This is a genomic window from Geminicoccus harenae, assembly GCF_019800005.1.
Taxonomy (GTDB): domain Bacteria; phylum Pseudomonadota; class Alphaproteobacteria; order Geminicoccales; family Geminicoccaceae; genus Geminicoccus; species Geminicoccus harenae.
Window position 1 is genome coordinate 89,829 of the sequence record NZ_JABGCL010000010.1, and the last position, 18,292, is coordinate 108,120.

The 18,292-nt window shown below is 70.5% G+C and carries 19 protein-coding genes; 11 read left to right on the forward strand and 8 right to left on the reverse strand.

Features of this window, described 5'->3' with window-relative positions; genetic code table 11:
* The first annotated feature begins 81 nt into the window (after positions 1-81).
* Genes HLA95_RS11445 through HLA95_RS11485 form a run of 9 tightly spaced genes read left to right on the forward strand, consistent with a single transcriptional unit; the run spans position 82 to position 7,888 of the window.
* Positions 82-1,029, forward strand: coding sequence for a substrate-binding domain-containing protein (locus tag HLA95_RS11445; protein ID WP_191060599.1), 948 nt, complete (start codon positions 82-84; stop codon positions 1,027-1,029).
* Positions 1,026-1,826 carry an ATP-binding cassette domain-containing protein gene (locus HLA95_RS11450; protein ID WP_191060598.1) on the forward strand — a complete coding sequence of 267 codons (801 nt, stop codon included), beginning with the start codon at positions 1,026-1,028 and terminating at the stop codon, positions 1,824-1,826. The genes HLA95_RS11445 and HLA95_RS11450 overlap by 4 nt, the downstream gene beginning before the upstream one ends.
* On the forward strand, positions 1,823-2,818 hold the full coding sequence (locus HLA95_RS11455; protein ID WP_191060597.1) for an ABC transporter permease: 996 nt from the start codon (positions 1,823-1,825) through the stop codon (positions 2,816-2,818). Before HLA95_RS11450 ends, HLA95_RS11455 begins: the two co-directional genes overlap by 4 nt.
* Entirely contained in the window at positions 2,815-3,873 is a 1,059-nt protein-coding gene (locus HLA95_RS11460) for a phosphotriesterase family protein (protein ID WP_191060596.1), read from the forward strand. Before HLA95_RS11455 ends, HLA95_RS11460 begins: the two co-directional genes overlap by 4 nt.
* A 23-nt stretch (positions 3,874-3,896) precedes the next feature.
* Positions 3,897-4,670, forward strand: a complete 774-nt coding sequence (locus HLA95_RS11465) for a glutamine amidotransferase (protein WP_191060595.1) — start codon at positions 3,897-3,899, stop codon at positions 4,668-4,670.
* Between the two features lie 19 nt (positions 4,671-4,689).
* Positions 4,690-5,652, forward strand: coding sequence for a zinc-dependent alcohol dehydrogenase (locus HLA95_RS11470; protein ID WP_222183386.1), 963 nt, complete (start codon positions 4,690-4,692; stop codon positions 5,650-5,652).
* 19 nt (positions 5,653-5,671) lie between these two features.
* Complete coding sequence (locus HLA95_RS11475) at positions 5,672-6,082, forward strand: 6-pyruvoyl trahydropterin synthase family protein (protein ID WP_191062423.1); 411 nt, start codon at positions 5,672-5,674, stop codon at positions 6,080-6,082.
* Positions 6,075-7,130 (forward strand): glycosyltransferase family 4 protein, encoded by a 1,056-nt coding sequence (locus tag HLA95_RS11480; RefSeq protein WP_322100127.1) that lies wholly within the window; start codon positions 6,075-6,077, stop codon positions 7,128-7,130. The genes HLA95_RS11475 and HLA95_RS11480 overlap by 8 nt, the downstream gene beginning before the upstream one ends.
* On the forward strand, positions 7,127-7,888 hold the full coding sequence (locus tag HLA95_RS11485; protein WP_191061646.1) for a methyltransferase domain-containing protein: 762 nt from the start codon (positions 7,127-7,129) through the stop codon (positions 7,886-7,888). Before HLA95_RS11480 ends, HLA95_RS11485 begins: the two co-directional genes overlap by 4 nt.
* Here HLA95_RS11485 and HLA95_RS11490 read toward each other — a convergent pair.
* Genes HLA95_RS11490 through ribA form a run of 3 tightly spaced genes read right to left on the reverse strand, consistent with a single transcriptional unit; the run spans position 7,808 to position 10,424 of the window.
* A complete protein-coding gene (locus HLA95_RS11490) occupies positions 7,808-8,677 on the reverse strand; it encodes a RibD family protein (RefSeq protein WP_191061647.1) in 870 nt (289 codons plus the stop codon). The two genes, HLA95_RS11485 and HLA95_RS11490, sit on opposite strands and share 81 nt — an antisense overlap.
* Entirely contained in the window at positions 8,674-9,279 is a 606-nt protein-coding gene (locus HLA95_RS11495) for a YceI family protein (protein ID WP_191061648.1), read from the reverse strand. The genes HLA95_RS11490 and HLA95_RS11495 overlap by 4 nt, the downstream gene beginning before the upstream one ends.
* Positions 9,276-10,424 (reverse strand): GTP cyclohydrolase II, encoded by a 1,149-nt coding sequence (gene ribA / locus HLA95_RS11500; RefSeq protein ID WP_222183390.1) that lies wholly within the window; start codon positions 10,422-10,424, stop codon positions 9,276-9,278. Before ribA ends, HLA95_RS11495 begins: the two co-directional genes overlap by 4 nt.
* 111 nt (positions 10,425-10,535) lie before the next feature.
* Between ribA and HLA95_RS11505 the strand changes: the two genes are divergently transcribed.
* On the forward strand, positions 10,536-11,285 hold the full coding sequence (locus tag HLA95_RS11505; protein WP_222183392.1) for a CDP-alcohol phosphatidyltransferase family protein: 750 nt from the start codon (positions 10,536-10,538) through the stop codon (positions 11,283-11,285).
* A complete protein-coding gene (locus HLA95_RS11510) occupies positions 11,282-12,886 on the forward strand; it encodes an alkaline phosphatase family protein (RefSeq protein ID WP_222183394.1) in 1,605 nt (534 codons plus the stop codon). Before HLA95_RS11505 ends, HLA95_RS11510 begins: the two co-directional genes overlap by 4 nt.
* 6 nt (positions 12,887-12,892) lie before the next feature.
* Here the strand turns inward: HLA95_RS11510 and HLA95_RS11515 are convergent, their stop codons facing one another.
* From HLA95_RS11515 to HLA95_RS11535, 5 genes are all read right to left on the reverse strand, one after another.
* Positions 12,893-13,642, reverse strand: a complete 750-nt coding sequence (locus HLA95_RS11515) for a hypothetical protein (RefSeq protein ID WP_191060707.1) — start codon at positions 13,640-13,642, stop codon at positions 12,893-12,895.
* A complete protein-coding gene (locus tag HLA95_RS11520) occupies positions 13,602-14,948 on the reverse strand; it encodes an ATP synthase subunit B family protein (RefSeq protein ID WP_191060708.1) in 1,347 nt (448 codons plus the stop codon). The genes HLA95_RS11515 and HLA95_RS11520 overlap by 41 nt, the downstream gene beginning before the upstream one ends.
* 114 nt (positions 14,949-15,062) lie before the next feature.
* Positions 15,063-16,658, reverse strand: coding sequence for a GMC family oxidoreductase (locus HLA95_RS11525; RefSeq protein ID WP_191060709.1), 1,596 nt, complete (start codon positions 16,656-16,658; stop codon positions 15,063-15,065).
* Positions 16,659-16,784: 126 nt separating this feature from the next.
* Positions 16,785-17,234, reverse strand: coding sequence for a hypothetical protein (locus tag HLA95_RS11530; protein WP_222183396.1), 450 nt, complete (start codon positions 17,232-17,234; stop codon positions 16,785-16,787).
* A gap of 218 nt (positions 17,235-17,452) precedes the next feature.
* Positions 17,453-18,232: a succinate dehydrogenase iron-sulfur subunit gene (locus tag HLA95_RS11535; RefSeq protein WP_191060226.1), complete on the reverse strand. Its 780-nt coding sequence runs from the start codon at positions 18,230-18,232 to the stop codon at positions 17,453-17,455.
* Positions 18,233-18,292: the final 60 nt, after the last annotated feature.

Sequence of the window (18,292 nt, forward strand, 5' to 3'; positions counted from 1 at the left end):
CAATCGGGGCTACTAGCGTTTTCGGCGCATAAGACAGGATCTCGCGGCAGTCGCGCCGTCGAGTTGGGGGAGTTGCGGACCATGACCTTTCGTCGACGTGTCCTCCTCGCCGGTGCGGCGCTCGCCGCCGGCCTCGGTCTCGCCAGCACCGGGCCGATGGCCCAGGAAAAGCCGACGGTCGGCCTCGTGCAGATCAACCAGCAGGCCCTGTTCTTCACCCAGATGAACGAGGGTGCCCAGAAGAAGGCCGACGAGCTCGGTGCCGAGCTGGTGATCTTCAACGCCAACAACGACCCGGCCGCGCAGAACAACGCGATCGAGACCTATATCGCCCAGGGCGTCGACGCGCTGGTGGTGGTGGCGATCGACGTGAACGGCATCATGCCGGCGGTGCAGGCGGCGGGCGAGGCGAAGATCCCGGTGGTCGCGGTGGACGCGATCCTGCCCGAGGGCCCGCAGGTGGCGCAGGTCGGCGTCGACAATGCGCTGGCCGGCAAGATGATGGGCGAGCGCTTTTTGGAGATCGTCAGGAACGACATGGGCGGCAGCGCCAAGGTCGGCATCGTTGGCGCGCTCAACTCCTTCATCCAGAACGTCCGCCAGAAGGGCTTCGAGGACGTGGTGACCAATGCCGAAGGCATCACCATGGCGGGCGTGGTGGACGGCCGGAACATCCAGGACAATGCGATGTCGGCCGCCGAGAACCTGATGACCGCCAATCCCGACCTGACCGCGATCTACGCGACCGGCGAGCCAGCGCTGGTGGGCGCGGTCGCCGCGGTGGAGAGCCAGGGCCGCCAGGCGGACGTGAAGGTGGTCGGCTGGGACCTCACCGCCTCGGTGATCAAGGGCATCGACGACGGCTATGTGGTGGGCGTGGTCCAGCAGGACCCGGCCGGCATGGGGGCTGCCGCGGTCGAGGCGGCGGTCAAGGCCGCCAAGGGCGAGACGGTCGAGAAGCAGATCGACGTGCCGGTGGAGATCGTCGACAAGAGCAACGTCGAGCCCTACCGCGCCATCTTCAAGTGACCGGGGGGATCGACCGGGCAGCCGCCGCGGCGGCTGCCACCCCACGCATCCGCCTGGAAGGCATCCGCAAGCAGTTCGGCTCGATCCAGGCGCTGCGCGGGGTCGATCTCGACCTGATGCCGGGCGAGGTGCTGGGCCTGGTCGGCGACAATGCGGCCGGCAAGTCGACGCTGACCAAGGTGATCAGCGGCGCCTATGTGCCGGACGAGGGGCGCATCCTGGTGGACGGGCAGGCGGCCGGCTACACCACGCCCGCCGAGGCACGCGCGATCGGCATCGAGATGGTCTACCAGGACCTCTCGCTCTGCGACACGATCGACGTGGCCGGCAACCTGTTCCTCGGCCGGGAGCCACGCCGCTCCGTGCTCGGCCTGCAGCTGCTCGATCGCCGGCGGATGCGCGAGGAGGCCAGGCGCAACCTCGATGCGCTCGACATCCATGTCCCGAGCCTGGACGCCTATGTCGAGCAGCTCTCCGGCGGCCAGCGCCAGTCGATCGCGATCGCCCGCGCTGCCGCCTTCGCGCCGCGCGTCCTGATCATGGACGAGCCGACCTCGGCCCTGGCCGTGGCGGAGGTGGAGGCGGTGCTGCGGCTGATCCGTCGCCTCGCCGACGGCGGCACCTCCATCATCCTGATCACCCACCGCCTCCAGGACCTGTTCCGGGTCTGCGACCGGATCGCGGTCATGTACGAGGGCACCAAGGTCGCGGAGCGCAGGGTCGGGGAGACCGACCTGGAGGACCTGGTCGGGCTGATCGTCGGTGGCAAGGCCGAGAAGCTGAAGGGCCATGCATGAGCACGACGCCCGTCTATGAGCGCCGGCCGACCGGTCCCCGCTACCACGACTTTCTCGCCCGGCACGCCCAGGTGCTCAGCATCGCCGCGTTCTTCCTCCTGATGGTGGTGCTGTTCAGCCTGAACACCGGCGCCTTCCTGAGCCAGGGCAACCTGCTCAACCTCCTGCGCCAGTCGGCGCCGCTGATCATCGTGGCGGTCGCGATGACCTTCGTGATCACGACCGGCGGCATCGACCTGTCGGTCGGCTCGACCGTGGCACTGATCAATGCGCTGGTGGCGATCGCCTTGCAGGCGGGCGTGCCCTGGCCGCTCGCCGTGCTGGCCATGCTGGTGCTGGGCGCGCTGGTCGGCCTCGTCCAGGGCTGGTTCGTGGCACGGGAAGGCATTCCCGCCTTCATCGTGACGCTGGCCGGGCTGTCGATCCTGCGCGGCGTGGCGCTGCTCCTCACCCAGGGCTTCTCCATCCCGATCGCGTCGGACAACTGGTTCGTCCAGATCGGCCGCGGCTGGTTCCTGGGCCTGCCGTTCCCCGCGATCCTGGCGGTGCTGGTGATGGCGGCGGGTGCGCTGGTGCTGTCCTCCACCCGCTTTGGCCGCTACGTCACCGCGATCGGCGCCAATGCCGAGGCGGCGCGCCGGGCCGGCATCGGCGTGCAGGGCGTGACGATGGCGGTCTATGTGCTGACCGGGACCGCCGCGGCGCTGGCCGGCATCGTGATCGCGGCCCGGCTCGGCTCGGGCTCGTCCAATGCGGCGGTGGGCTTCGAGCTGGACGTGATCGCCGCGGTGGTGCTGGGCGGCACCTCGCTCATGGGTGGGCGCGGCAGCATCCTCGGCACCTGCCTAGGGGCGCTCACCATCGCCGTGATCGGCAACGGCCTGATCCTGGCGCACATCTCGCCGTTTTTCACCCAGATCGTGACCGGCCTGATCATCCTGGCTGCCATCTGGCTCAACACCAAGGTCTTCCGAGGCGGACGCAGGCGATGAGCGAGCTATCCCCGGCCCATGTCGGCTCGGGCCAAGTCATGACCGTGGCGGGGCCGATCCCGTCCGGGCGCATGGGCATCACGCTCCCGCACGAGCATATCCTCAACGACTGCCGCTGCTGGTGGAATCCACCCAAGGAACCCGAGCGGCAGTATCTGGCGTACGGCAAGGTCGAGATTGGCATCCTGTCCGAGCTGCGCCAGGACCCGTTCGTCAACCTGCACAATTGCGGCCTGGACGACGAGGCGCTGGCGATCGAGGAGCTGAAGGCGTTCCGCCGGGCCGGCGGTGCCACCGTGGTCGACCCCACCTGCCGGGGCATCGGCCGTAATCCGGTGGCACTGCAGCGGATCGCGCTGGCCACCGGCCTGCAGATCGTGATGGGCTCGGGCTACTATCTGCAGAGCTCGCATCCGCCGGAACTCGCTTCCATGTCGGTGGACGACGTGGCCGACCAGATCGTGCGGGAAGCGCTGGAAGGCGTGGACGGGGTCCGCATCGGGCTGATCGGCGAGATCGGGGTCAGCTCGGACTTCACGCCCGAGGAGCGCAAGTCGCTCCAGGGGGCAGCCAGGGCGCAGAAGCGGACGGGGCTGCCTCTGATGGTCCACCTGCCCGGCTGGTTCCGCCTGGGCCTCCCGGTGCTGGACCTGATCGAGGCGGAGGGTGCGGATCCCAACCACACCATCCTCTGCCACATGAACCCGTCCTTCGACGATCCCGCCTACCAGAAGGCCTGCGCCGACCGGGGCGCCTTCATCGAGTACGACATGATCGGCATGGACTTCTTCTATGCCGACCAGGGCGTGCAGTGCCCGTCGGACGAGGAATATGCCCGCGCCATAAGCCGCTTGGTCGACGACGGCTACGGCCACAAGCTGCTGCTCTCGCAGGACGTGTTCCTGAAGAACATGCTCACCGCTTATGGCGGCAACGGCTACGCCTTCGTGCTGCGCCATTTCGTGCCGCGCCTGCGCCGTCACGGCGTTGCGGAGGATGCCATCCAGCGCATGCTGGTCCACAATCCGCGCAGCGCATTCGACGCCACCACCTGACGAAGAAGCCCTTGGAGTTCTCGATGTCGAAGAAGAACGTTCTCCTGGCCGGTGAAAGCTGGTCGACCTCCGCCGTCCACACCAAGGGCTTCGACCAGTTCAACTCCACCACCTTCCATCTCGGTGCCGAGCCGCTGGTCAAGGCGCTGGCCGACAGCGAGTTCGCCCTGCGCTACATGCCCTCCCACGAGGCCCAGACCGCCTTCCCGCTGACGCTGGAGGATCTGCAGCGCTACGACGCCGTGATCCTGTCCGATATCGGCGCCAACTCGCTGCTCCTGCACCCGGATGTCTGGCTGCACGGCAAGACCGTGCCGAACCGGCTGAAGCTGCTGCGCGACTATGTGGAGATGGGCGGCGGCCTGTTCATGATTGGCGGCTACCTGTCCTTCCAGGGCATCAATGGGGCGGCCCGCTATGGCCGGACCGCGGTGGAGGAAGTGCTGCCGGTGACCTGCCTCCAGGTCGACGACCGCATCGAGATCCCGGAGGGCTTCGCGCCCGAGATCGTCGAGCCCGGCCATCCGATCCTGGCGGGCCTGCCGTCTGACTGGCCGGTGCTGCTCGGCATCAACGAGGTGGTGGTGAAGAACGAGCCGGGCGTGCAGCTCCTGGCGCGCACGCCGGCTGACCAGGGCAGCCATCCGTTGCTGGTGGCCGGCGGCTACGGCCAGGGCCGCACGCTCGCCTGGACCTCGGACATCGGCCCGCACTGGCTGCCCGAGACCTTCGTGCAGTGGCCGGGCTATGGCCAGCTCTGGCGGCAGTGCCTGGCTTGGCTGACCGGCAAGGCCTGACCCGCTGATCAAGTCCAGCATGGCGCGGGCGTTCTGGTGGGTCGGCAAGGAGCAGGGCGAGCTGCGCCCGGAACTGCCGGGCGACGGCGCGTTCCTGATCCGCGCCAGATACGGCGCGCTTTCGCGCGGAACCGAGCGGCTGGTTGCGACTGGTGCTGTTCCCCCAAGCGAGTGGGAGCGGATGGCCTGCCCCGCCATGGGCGGCGGCTTCCCGTTCCCGGTCAAGTACGGCTACTGCGTGGTGGGTGAGGTGGAACGCGGCCCGGCCGGCTGGGAGGGCCGCACCGTCTTCACCCTCCACCCGCACCAGGAGTGCTTCGCCGTCGGGCATGCCGATGCGCTGACCCCGGTGCCGGACGGGGTGCCGCCCGAGCGCGCCGTGCTGCTCGCCAACCTGGAAACCGCGCTCAATGCCGCCTGGGACGCCCCGCTGATGCCGGGCATGCGCGTCCTGGTATTGGGTGCCGGCGTGCTGGGCTGCCTGTTCGCGCGGATCGCCCGGCAGACGCCCGGGGTCGAGATCGTCCTGGTCGACCATGATCCCAGGCGCCGGATGCTGGCCGACGTCCTGGACGTCCCGTTCGCAGAAGTGCCGGTCGCGGGCTGCGATCTGGTGGTCGAGGCGACCGGCCGGCCGGAGGCGCTGGAGCCGGCCATCTCCGCCTGCGGCCGCGAAGCGACCCTGCTGGTCCTGTCCTGGTACGGCGAGCACACGGCACCGGTGGCGCTTGGCGGCGCCTTCCACAGCCAGCGGCTGCGCCTGGTCTCCTCCCAGGTCGGCGCGGTGGCACCGGCGATGCGCGCCCGGGTCGACTACGCCGAGCGCCGGCACCGTGCTGCCCGGCTGCTGGCGGACCCTGCCCTGGACGCGCTGATCGGGCCGCCGCTACCCTTCGACGAGCTGCCGGCCCAGGCGCTGACGAGGCTCCTGGACCCGGACGACGGCCGCGCCCCGCTCGTCGTCTACCCCGGTAGCCAATAGCCAGGAGAGGCCTCGACCGATGTACAGCGTCACCGTCCGCGACCATGTGATGATCGCCCACAGCTTCCGGGGCGAGGTGTTCGGCCCGGCGCAGAAGCTGCACGGCGCCACTTTCGTGGTCGACGTGACCTTCGAGCGCCCGGAGATCGACGAGGACGGCATCGTGGTCGATATCGGCCGGGCGATCGACCGGCTGAAGGCGGTCTGCGCCGAGATCAACTACCAGAACCTGGACGAGCTCGACATGTTCGCGGGCAAGAACACCACCACGGAGTTCCTGTCCCGCTGGATCTGGGGCCGCTTCGTGGATGCGCTGAAAGCCGGCGAACTCGGCCCCGGCTCCGACCAGGTGACCGCGGTGGGCGTGGAGTTGCACGAGAGCCATGTCGCCAGGGCCGGCTACAAGGCGCCGGTCCCGGGGCGTGGCTGAATTCGCCTTCGCCATCCCGGGCGATCCGGACCAGCGCACCGGCGGCTATCTCTACGACCGTCGCCTCGCCGCGGAGCTGCCCCGGCAGGACTGGCAGGTGCGGCCGGTGCGCCTGCCGGACGGCTTTCCGTTTCCCGATGCCGCGGATCTCGCGGCAACCAACCGGCTGCTGGCGGGCCTGCCCGACGACATGCCGGTCATGATCGACGGCCTGGCGTTCGGCGCCATGCCGGAGGTGGTGGCGCGGCATGCCGCCCGGCTGCGCCTGGTGGCCCTGGTCCATCATCCGCTGGGCTACGAGACCGGCCTGTCCCCGCAGGCGGCGGACCGGCTGGTGGCAAGCGAGCGCGCCGCGCTTGCCCATGCCCGCCATGTGGTGGTCACCTCCACCACCACCGCGCAAACACTGGCGACCACGTTCGGCGTGGCCGAAGCCAAGCTGACCGTCGCCCTGCCCGGCACCGACCCGCTGCCGGTGGCGACGGGCTCCGGCGATGCTGCCCCCGCATTGCTGGCGGTGGGCTCGGTCCTGCCGCGCAAGGATTTCCCGGCCCTGGTCGATGCGCTGGCGACTCTCCAGGATCTGCCCTGGCGGCTGGTGATCGCCGGAAGCCTCGTGCGCGATCTCGTCGAGGCCGGCCGGTTGCGGGCCGCGATCGACCGGCATGGGCTGGCGGAGCGGGTGTCGCTCACAGGCGAGGTTGCTGCCGACGAGCTGCACGCCCTCCTCCATCGCAGCGACCTGTTCGTTTCCAGCTCGCGCTATGAAGGGTTCGGCATGGCGCTGGCCGAGGCGGTCGCGGCCGGCCTGCCGGTGGTCGCGGTGGCCGGCGGGGCGGTGGCCGACTGGATGGACCGCGACGCCGCCGTGCTGGTGCCGCCGGACCGTCCGGACGAGCTGGCGCTGGCGCTGCGCTCCGTCCTGGCCGAGCCCGACCGGCGCCATCGGTTGCGCACCGCGGCGCTGGCCGCCCGCGCCCACCTGCCGGACTGGACAGCCTGCGCTGCCGCCGTGGCCGCGGCACTCGACCGGGTGGCACAGGCTTGACCGGCTTTGCCGCTGGCTGGCTGGAGCTGCGCGAGCCGCATGACGTCTCGGCCCGGGCACCCGAGCTGCTCCATACGCTGGCCGCCTGGTCCGCCGGGCGCAGCGGGCTGCGGGTGGTCGATCTGGGGGCCGGCACGGGCAGCGCCTGGCGAGCCCTGAGCCCCTTTCTGCCCGAGGATGCGCGCTGGACCCTGGTCGAGCACGATCCGGCTCTGGTGGCGGCCGGCACTGCTCGTCTTCCGGCGAATGGGCGGATCACTTACCACCAGCTGGACCTGGCGCGCGACCTGGAGGTGGTGGTGAGCGGAGGCGTGGATCTGGTCACCGCCTCCGCCCTGATCGATCTGGTCTCCGCCGCTTGGCTCGACCGGCTGGCCGGGCTGCTGCGCCGCCATCGCTGCGCCGCCTGGATCGGGCTGACCGTCGACGGCGACCTCGCCTTCACGCCGCCGCTGGAGGGCGATGCCGAGGTGCTGGCCGCGTTCAGCGCCGACATGCGGCGCGACAAGGGCTTCGGCCCGGCACTCGGCGCAGATGCCCACCAGGCTCTGGCCAAGCGGCTCGAAGGGCATGGCCAGGTGCTGTCCGGTAACTCGCCCTGGCGGCTGGGCGAGGCGGATGGACCGATGCTCCACGCGATGATCGACGGCATCGCCGATGCGGCGGCCGCCCCAGGCTCATGGCGGGAGCGACGCCACCTGCGCACCACCGGGCTCCGGGTCGGCCATCGCGACCTCCTGTTCCTGCCCCGGCCCTAGCCCTACCGGGCGTCGCGCCCGGCGAAGGACGTAGAGGCGGTCATCACCCAGCGGCAGGCATTCAGGCCGGAAGCGCTCGGCGTCCTGCATCGACATGGCCGAGGGCAGGGGCAGCGCGTCGCGGCCCTGGCCGATCACGACCGGCGCCACGCACAGGTCGACGCGGTCCAGGCAGTCATGCTGCCAAAAGCATGCCACCGTGGCGCCGCCGCCCTCGATCAGCAGCCGGCGCAGGCCGAGCCCCGCCAGTGCCCGGAGGACCGAGCGCGGGCAGTAGGCAGCGCCGTCGCTGCCGGGCTGCACCGCCACGACCTCCGCATGCCCATGCCGGCCGCCATCCAGGTTCTCCGGGCGGGTCAGGAGCAGGGTCCGGCTGGCTTGATCTTGGAAGACCCGGTAGCCGGTCCCCAGCCGGCGCCAGGGATCGAGCACCACCCGCACCGGCGAGGGGCCATCGCACAGGCGCACGGTGAGCTGCGGGTCGTCGTGGAACACGGTGCCGCCGCCGACCAGCACCGCATCGGCCAGGGCACGCAGCCGGTGCATGTGGACCAGGTCCTCCGGCCCGGTCACATAGGCGGAGTGGCCACTCGCGGTGGCGATCCGCCCGTCCAGGCTCTGGCCGAGATGGGCCACCACATGGAGGCCATCGGCGCTCGCCGCCTGCAGCTGGTCGCGGTAGAGGGCGAACAGCCCGGGCCATGCGGCAGCGCCGTCCGGCAGCGGCCGGCCGGTGGCGCGGCTTTCGAGCAGGGCGATCCAGCGCCAATCGGATGCCGCCCGCTTCAACGCGCCGGATCCTCCCGGATCGCCTCGATCTCGATCCGCACCGGGATCTCGTCGGGCACCCAGCCCTCCGCGACGCCGTAGCTGCTGCCGAAGTCGGACCGGCGGATCACCGTGGTGGCCGAGGCACCCAACACGTAGTTCCCGCCGAACGGGTAGGGCCCGATGCGGTTGAGCGTGACGTCCAGGGTGACGGGCTTGGTCATGCCGCGAAAGCGCAGGTCGCCGATGATCTGCCCGGTCGTGTTGGAACCAGGATCGGCATCGGTCATCACGAACTCGGCGATCCGGTGGTCATAGGCGTCGAGGAAGTCCTCGGAGCGCAGATGGCGGTCGCGCCGCTGGTTGTTGGTGAACACGCTGTCCAGGTCGACCTTGACCCGCAGATAGGTGAGAGCGCGGGTCGACTCGTCGAAGTCGAACTCGCCCTCGACCCGCTGGAACAGGCCGAAAATGCGGGCGTAGCCGATATGCGGCGCCTCGAACATCACGGTGGTATGCTCGGGATCGAGCCGCCAGCGGGTGCCGGCATCACCGGTCTTCGGCACCATCATCACGCCCACGAGCATCAGCAGGCACGCGAGCAGGCCGACCGGTCGCCTCATCCACCATCCTCGTCGTTCACCGCCGGCAGCCCGAGATGGCCGGCACGCTGCGTCTTGGTCTGAAGATAACGGAGATTGTGCCGGTTCGCAGCGATCGACAACGGCACGCGCTCGGTCACGTCCACGCCGTGGCGGGCGAGCGTGCGCACCTTTTGCGGGTTGTTGGTCAGCAGGCGCACCTGGCGCAGCCCCAGCGCCTGGAGCATGCGGGCCGCCGTCCGGAAGTCGCGCTCGTCCGGCTCGAAGCCCAGATGGGTGTTGGCATCCAGCGTGTCGAGGCCGGTTTCCTGGAGCCGGTAGGCGCGCAGCTTGTTGGTGAGGCCGATGCCGCGGCCTTCCTGGCGCAGATAGAGCAGGGCCCCGGCACCTTCCTTCGCCATCTGGGCGAGCGCGGCCTGAAGCTGCGGGCCGCAGTCGCAGCGCAGCGAGCCGAACACGTCGCCGGTGAGGCATTCCGAATGGAGCCGCACCAGTGGTGCTGGCGTGCTGCCGAGTTCGCCCACCACCAGGGCCACATGCTCATAGGCCACGTCCGGTGCGCGGAACGCCACGATCCGGGCGCTCTCGGTCAGGCTGATCGGCAGCTCGGCCTGGACGGTGGGCACGAGCGGCGGGTCGATCACCGCCGTCTCGACCTCGTCCACCTCGATCTCGACGATCACGTCGACCTCGCGCTCGGCCACCGGCGCCACTACCAGGGCGGGCAGGAGGGAGGCGCGCTTGGCGATGTCGACCGCGGCGGCCTCGGCCCGGCTGGCCGGCTCCAGCGCCAGCTCGGGCAGGGCCACCGGCCGCCGGCTGCCCACCGGCAGCCCGGCCAGGGTTTCCAAAAGCTCGGCACCGCCCGCACGCGGCACGGCCAGCGCCACGCATACGGCACCGCCGGCATCCAGCCCCAGGGCCCGGGCGCGCGAGGCGGTCAGCACCATGCGGACCGTCGGCCCGGAACTCCGGGCAAAGGCCAGCGAGGCTTCGGTGCCGGCCCCGTCGAGTGCCACGCAGTCCACCTCCGGCTGCCCGAGCGCCGCGATCCGGACGACCCCACCCTCACGCAGCACTGCCTCGGCTGCCGCCAGCCGCACCCGTCGTCGGATCGATTCACTGGCTGCGGGGACCTGGTCCGCCTTCTCGCTCCGCCCGAGCATTCTTTTCCCCGAGATCCGACTGAATCCGAAACGCGTACATCGATAAGTGGGCAGCGCCCCCCGCAGGCGCTAGCCCGGCTTTTCCATTGAAAACGGGCTGGCGCCTGCGTCATGTCGTTATGCCCGCACATGATCGAGGGAGTCTCGCCGATCGCCAGCCTGGCCAACGTGAATCGCGCTCCCTGGATACTCGGGGGCCTCCTGGCCGAGCTGGTTCTGGCCGCCACCGCGGCCGCCGCGGTGATGGGGGCGGCGACGCTGCTGCCGGTCGTGCTGCTGGCCTCGTGCTCAGCCCTGCTGGTGCTGGCGGCAGCCAGCCAGCCGTCCAGCGACGGCCCGGGGCCGGCGGACCTGGTGACCGGTCTCAGGCTCGGCATGGCGATCGGCATCGGCGTCAGCGTGCTGTGCGGCAGCCCTCCGGGCGGGCTGGTCGCGGCCCTGTTGCTGCTGGCGCTCAGCACCGATGCGGCCGATGGCTGGATCGCCCGGCGCACCGCCAGCGCCACCAGGTTCGGGGCGCGGTTCGACCTGGAGACCGACGCGGTGCTGCTGGGTGCCGCGAGCCTGGCCGCCATGCCGGTCACAGGCCCGTTCGTGCTGGCGGCACCGCTTCTGCGCCCGGCCTGGCTCCTGGCCGGGCGGGCCCTGCCCTGGCTCGAGCGGCCGCTGCCGCCGTCGCTGCGCCGCCGCATCCTGTGCGCGCTGCCGATCTTCCTGCTGCTGGCCGTCCCCTGGCCACTGGCGGGATCGCGCCTGGCGGTGCCGGCGGCCGCGCTGGCCGTGCTGCTGCTGGCCGCATCCTTCCTGATCGACCTCGCCCACCAGTGGCAGCAGCGACGGGTTCCGGGGCCAGCGGCATGATCGGCCGTCTCTGGTTGTTCCTGGTCGCCCTGCTGCTGACCAGCCTCGGCCTCAACCTGCCGGGCTCGGTGACCGAGGCGGCCCAGTCCTGGTTCTGGCGGCCGCCGGTCGAGTTCGTGCTGGCCGTGCTGCTCGTCGTCCTGTGCGGCCGGCGGCTCGGCGCCTGGCCCGCCCGGGCGATGGGTGCCTGCCTCGCCCTGATGATCCTGGTCCGGATCGTCGACCGGCTGGTCTGGCTCTGGTTCGGCCGCGAGCTGGTCCTGGCGACCGACCTGGAGCTGGTGGTGCCGCTCCTGGAGGTCGGCTCGGGCGGCTGGCGCCTCCTGCCTGCGGCGGCCGTGGTGGCGCTGGGCGCTTCCTGCCTGCTCCTGCTCGCCTGGCCGCTCGTCCATGGCATCGATGCCGCGGCCCGGCTGCCGAGGCTGGCGGCACTGCCGGCGGTGGCGCTGGTGGGCGTCTGGCTGGCCGGCGGGCCGCTGTCCGGGTTCGGCCTGGACCAGCTGGTCAGGCAGGTCGACCGGACGGTCCAGGCCCGGGCGGCCGAGCAGCGCTTTGCCGAGGCGCGCGCCGCCGACCCCTGGCGTACCGCGGAGCCCAGCCGGCTGTTCCCGGGGCTGGCCGGGGCCGACGTGCTCGTGGTGTTCGTCGAGTCCTATGGCCGCTCGGCCTTTGACCAGCCGGACGTGGCGGCCCTGGCCCGGCCGCCGCTCCAACGGCTGGAGGTGGCGGCCGGGCAGGGCGGCAAGACCCTGGTTTCCGGCTTCCTCCGCTCGCCCACGGTCGGCGGCCAGTCCTGGCTGGCGCACGCGACGGTGGCCTCGGGCATCCCCATTACCGGGCAGGGCGGCTGGCGGGTCTATCTGCAGTCGGCCGATGCCGACCTGGCCCATCTGTTCCGCCGGGCCGGCCATGCCACGATGATGGTGCAGCCGGCGATCGTGCGGCCCTTTCCCGAAGCGCTGACGCTGGGCTTCGACCGGCTGCTGTTCGCCGAAGGGCTCGACTATGCCGGCCCTCGCCCGGGCTATGTCACCATGCCCGACCAGTTCACCCTGCAACGGGTCGAGGAGCTGCTGGCCGGCTCCTCGGAAGCGGCACCTGCCTGGTATGGCCAGGTGGCGCTGATCGGCAGCCATGCGCCGTTCACCCCGCCCGTGCCGCCGCTCCTGCCCTGGGACGGACTGGGCGACGGCAGCGCCTTTGCCGGCCGGATGCCCGAGGGGCCGGGTGCGGTCGAGTTGTGGGCCGACCCGGCAGCGCTGCGGCAGGCCTATGCGGGGACGATCGCCGACACCCTCGAGGTCATCGCGTCCTGGGCGGCGCTGCCGGTGCCTCGCCCGCGCCTGGCGATCATCCTGGGTGACCACGAGCCGGCCGCCCGCGTGCTGGGGACCGAGCCGGGCCATCACGTCCCGGTCCACGTGCTCGCCACCTCGCCGGAACTGGTGCAGCCCTTCCGGGACATCGGCTTCGTTTCGGGCGCATTTCCCGATGGCGATCATCCGGTGATGGGGATGGAGGGGCTGCGCCCGCTGCTGCTGGAAGGGTTCGGCGGGGCACCGACCCTGGTGGGCGACCTGGCCCTGCCGGCGATCGAGTAGCGCTGCTCAGCCCGCATCCTCGACATAGTCCGGGCCGATGGTGATGCCCGCGGCCCCCGCCTTGGCGAACAGGGCCTCCCAGAACTCCGTGAGGGTGCGCATGGCCTCCCCCGACAGGGCCGGCCGGTCCACCGCATGGCTGCGGCCGAGGCCGAAGGCGTCCACCTCCATGCCCGCCAGGTCCGGGATCATGCCGGCCTGCTCGACCCGTGCGAGGGCCGGCCCGGTGCCCTCGCGCAGGAGCTGCTCGAAGGTCAAAAGCTCGGTGTTCTCCAGCATGTCGGAGAACAGGACCATCCGGGCGGGGCGGCTGGCACGGTTGCTCGCGGCGACGCTGCGGATCGTCTCGATGATGGCCGAGGCCGCGTAGTCCTGGGGGTCGTGCAGGAGATCGACCAGCATCGTCACCAGGTCGCGGGTGAAGACCTGCCGGTCGGCACGCGCCACCATCGCCTTGCAGCTGCTGAACAGGTTGCCGAGGAACCCTTCCTCCGGGCAGCCCGGCACGCAGCGATCGAACAGCCGCCGGCTGTCGGCGGGGCTGGCGCCGATCGTGTAGAGCAGCAGCCGGTCGCCGGTGCCGAGCTCGCCGAAGAAGCGCTCCATGCCGCCGACCAGGACCTCCTGGTCCCGCTCGTCATAGGCCGTGGTACGGTCGATCAGGAACAGGACCGCGCGCTCGCTGCCGGCACAGTAGTCGGTGGCGGCGCGGGCCTCAGCCGGCAGGCCGCATGCCCACCACATTGTCAGCATCATCGATGCCAGCCATCGGCGCATCGTCCAGGCTCCGGTGCAAGGCCTGCACGAGAGCAGACTCGCTGAAATCATCGAGGCAGGCCGGGCTCTGGCCGTCGGTGCGGCCCAGCCGGTTGCCCAGCCGGTAGGCGCCGAAGCGCTGCACCAACGTGCCGGCGATCGCCCGGATCATCTGCGGGCGGTGGGCCCCCGCCTGCTGGAGCGTGCGCCTCGCCATCTCCAGCTCGTTCTCGATCCGCACGAGCTGGCGGTCGAGCGTCGAGATCCGCTCGTCATACTGCCGGGACAGCTTGGCCTCCTGGCGCTCATAGGCGCTGCGCAGGCGGTTCAGCCGACGCTGCGCCCGCTCCGCCCGGGTCACCGCCGCCTCGTAGTCGGGGTGCGGGTCGTGGCGGATGAAGGAGATGATGGCGCCAACCACCAGCAGGGCCAGGTTGAGGATCAGGAGCGTCCAGCCAGGGCCGCCCAGCTCGACCGAGAGCACTTCCCGGGCACTGCCGAGCCCGCCCTCCAGGCCCTGGCGCAGCAGGGCCCCGAAGTCGTTGGCGGCCTCGGCCTCGATCAGGGCCAGGTAGTGCTGGCGCATCGCCGCGATGAAATAGATGAGCGGCAGGGCGATCACGAGGATCAGCACCACGCCGGCCAGATGGCCGAGCTTGCCGCCCAGTGTCTTGTAGCTGCTCGCCTGGCGCAGCCACAGCCCCGCCTGATGGGCGAAGAAGGCCAGGAGCAGGCCCACCGCGAACGACAGGAACAGGGAAACGATCGGCGCTTCCTGGAAGAACAGCTCGAAGGCCAGCCGGTTGATCGGGATCTCGGCGATCGCGATCACCAGCAGCACGAAGGGGTAGACCGGCACCATGCTGGTGCGCAGCGGCCGGCCGAGATCGGCCTCGATCTGGGCGGCCCTCGCCCGCGCCTCGACCTGCTGCTCGGCCGCTGCCTGCATCCGGCTGCTGCGCGGGCCGATCGTCTTGTCCAGCGCCGCGATCGCACTGGCACGCTCCTCCAGGACTGCCGCCTTGCGCTTCTGGTAGTTCTCGTCGCTCTCGCGGGCGAGCTGGTCCGCCTCGCGCGCCTTGGCCTGGACCAGTTCGGCCCGTTCCCGCTCATAGGCCGCCAGTGCCGCCTTCGCCTCGCCGACCAGGCTCGCATAATAGAGGGATTCGCGGTCGTTGGGCTTGGGCTCGCCGGCGGCACCATGCCTGCGCCCGGTCGCCTCGTCCGCGCGCCGGTCGCCCGTGCTGTAGCGCAGGTAGCCGGACAGGCTGGCGTTGGCGATCTGCTGCAGTCGTTGGTCGGACATCCGGTGCTCCGGCAGGCCGAGCGGAAGCGCTCACCTAATCAGATCGCCCGAACCCGCCGCGGAATCAATCGGGGCGGGCGAGGTTTCCGGCATGCCTCGCCCGGCCGTCGAGCCTCAGGCGCGCTCCACGCCCCGCATGATCGAGATCGCCCGGTCCGCGATCGCCATGGTCGGGGCGTTGGTGTTGGCCGAGACCAGCTTGGGCATGATCGAGGCGTCGATCACCCGCAGCCCGTCCACCCCCTGCACGCGCAGGTCGGGACCCACCACCGTGTCGGCAGCACCCTCCCTGCCCATCCGGCAGGTGCCGACCGGGTGGAAGTCGGTGCGGGCGGTGCGGCGCAGGTGGCGGGTGATGTCCTCGTCGCTCTGCGCCTGCGGCCCCGGCAGGAGCTCGGTCGTGACCACGTCGCGCATCGGCCGAGCCGCGAGAATCTGCCGGGCAGCGCGCACGCCCAGGATGTGATGGCGCAGGTCGTCGGGGTGGCCCAGATAGTTCGGGTGGACCAGGGCCTTGTCCGCCGGGTCGGCCGAGCGCAGCTTCAGCCAGCCCACCGCGCGCGGGCGGAGCAGCACGGTGTGCAGGGTCACCCCGTCGACGTTCGGCACGTCGCCGGCATAGCTGGTGGTCGGCACGCAGTAGACCTGCATGACCGGGTCGCCATGGCCGTCCTCGGGCACATGGAAGGAGCAGGATTCCACGCCCGTGCTGGTGATCCGGCCGCGGCGGAACAGGAGGTACTCCACGCCGTTGAGCGCCATCTTCAGGCCGCGATCCTGCCCGAAATGGCCGTAGTCGCCGTTGGTGGCGGCCACCACCGGCGAGCCCGGATGATCCTGGAGGTTCTGGCCCACGCCCGGCAGGTCGACCTGCACCGCGACGCCATGCTCCCGCAGATGGTCGGCCGGGCCGATGCCGGACAGCATCAGGAGCTTGGGCGAGACGAAGGCGCCGGCCGCCAGCAGGACCTCGCCGTCCACCCTGGCCGTCTCCTGGCGGCCCTCGTGCCGGTATTCCACCGCCACCGCCCGGCCGTTCTCCACCACGATCCGCGAGACGAGCGCGCGGGTGCGCAGATGGAGGTTCGGCGCGTCCATCACCGGGCGCAGGAAGGCGTCCACTGCGCTGCAGCGCCGGCCGGGCGTGCCGGTGATCTGCAGGTAGCCGACCCCGCCGGGCGCGCCATTGTTGAAGTCGTGGCGAAACGGCAGGCCCAGCCCCTGCGCGGTGCGCAGGAAGATGTTGGTCATCTCGCAGACGAAGCCGCCCTGGCCGACCTTTAGGGGTCCATCGATGCCGTGGAACTCGTTGTTGAAGCGGACATTGCCCTCGAGCGCCCGGAAGTGCGGGAGGATCTTCGCCCAGGACCAGAGCGGGCTGCCGCTCATCTCACCCCATTCGTCATAGTCGCGAATGCGCCCGCGCATGTAGGCCTGGGCGTTGATGCTGCTGCCGCCGCCCAGCACCGCACCCTGCGGGATGGACAGCACCCGGTTGTCCAGTTGCGGCTGCGGCACGGTCTCGTAGTGGGTGACGTATTTCTTGTTGGAAAGCAGCTTCACGAAGCCCGCGGGGATCCGGAGCAGCCAGTTGTCGTCCGGCCCGCCTGCCTCCAGCAGGAGCACCTTGGCGCCGAACTCCTGGGTCAGCCGCCATGCGGCCACGCAGCCAGCGCTGCCGCCCCCGATCACCACATAGTCGTAGTTCACGACCACCGCTTCCTTCTGTCGCAAAACGTTTTATCGGCGCATGGCGCCGAGCCCCTCCTGCCGCCGTCACCGGACGACGTGTTGTCAGCCTAGGAAGGAAGGGGGTCACTCGCCAGGGCGACGGGGTCAGCCCTGCTGCGGCAGGCCGAAGCCCAGCAGGTCGAGCCTTCCACGTGCCTTCGGGAGCTGCTCGACCAGCCGGTCCAGCGCATCGGCCGGCAGCTCGACCCGGCTGATCTCCTCGCCGGCCCGTTCCAGCAGCACCGCACCGGCCACCCGGCGCGCCACCAGCTCGGCACCATCGGCCAGCCGGCCCGAGCCGGCGAGCACCACGCCGTCGGCAGGCTCGCCCTGCAGCCCCGCCTGGGCCTGGCGGCACAAGACGAGGAAGGCGTCGACCTCGATCGCCTCGGCGGCCAGCTCCATGGCATCGGCCTGGGCCGGCGAGCCGGCCTCGTCGCGGGTCCACCAGCCGAGTTCCACCGTCCCGCGGTCGGGCAGGTGGCGCAGGATCAGCAGCCGATCGTCATGGCGGATGCTCGCCAGGACCACCGCGTCCTCGTTCGTGCTGGCCATCTTCGTCCGCTTCCTGCCGCCGGCTCCCGTCGCCATCCTCCGGGCGCATCCAAGCAACCCGGTGCGCGCGGCAGCAGCGGCGAGAGGTGGCGCAAAAACAAAAGGGAGGCTTACACCTCCCTTTTCAACTCGGACCTGCGTGTGTGGGCTTATGCCTCTTCGTATGGTCCGATCTTATTGGATTCTGATGACTCCACAAGTGGCTTGTCGAAGGAAGCTTACAGGGTCCGCTCGACGATCAGTTTCTTGATCTCGGAGATCGCCTTGGCCGGGTTCAGCCCCTTGGGGCAGGTGTTGGCGCAGTTCATGATGGTGTGGCAGCGGTAGAGCTTGAACGGATCCTCAAGGTCGTCCAGGCGCTCGCCGGTGGCCTCGTCGCGGCTGTCGGCGATCCACCGATGGGCCTGGAGCAAGGTCGCCGGGCCGAGATACTTGTCGCCGTTCCACCAGTAGGACGGGCAGGAGGTCGTGCAGCAGGCGCACAGGATGCAGTCGTAGAGGCCGTCGAGCTTCTCGCGCTCCTCGACCGACTGGACGCGCTCGCGCGCCGGCTCCGGGCTCTCGGTCTTGAGCCAGGGCTGGATCGATTCGTACTGCGCCCAGAAATGGGTGAAGTCGACGACCAGGTCCTTGATGACCTCCATGTGCGGCAGCGGGTAGATCTTCACCGCGCCCTTGCAGTCGTCGATCGCCTTCAGGCAGGCCAGCGTGTTCTCGCCGTCGATGTTCATCGAGCAGGAGCCGCAGATCCCTTCACGGCAGGAGCGCCGGAAGGTCAGCGTGCCGTCGACCTCACCTTTGATCTTGATCAGCGCGTCCAGGACCATCGGGCCGCACTTGTCCAGGTCGAGCTCGTAGGTGTCGATGCGCGGATTGGTGCCCCATTCCGGATCGTAGCGATAGATCCGGAACTCCTTGACGTTCGTGGCACCGTCGGCGGCCTTGTGCCGCTCGCCCTCGACCGGGCGGGAGTTCTTCGGAAGGGCGAATTCGGCCATGTGAAGTTCCAGTCCCAGGTCGCCCGAACGTCAGCGCCACGCCCGACGGTTCTGCGACAC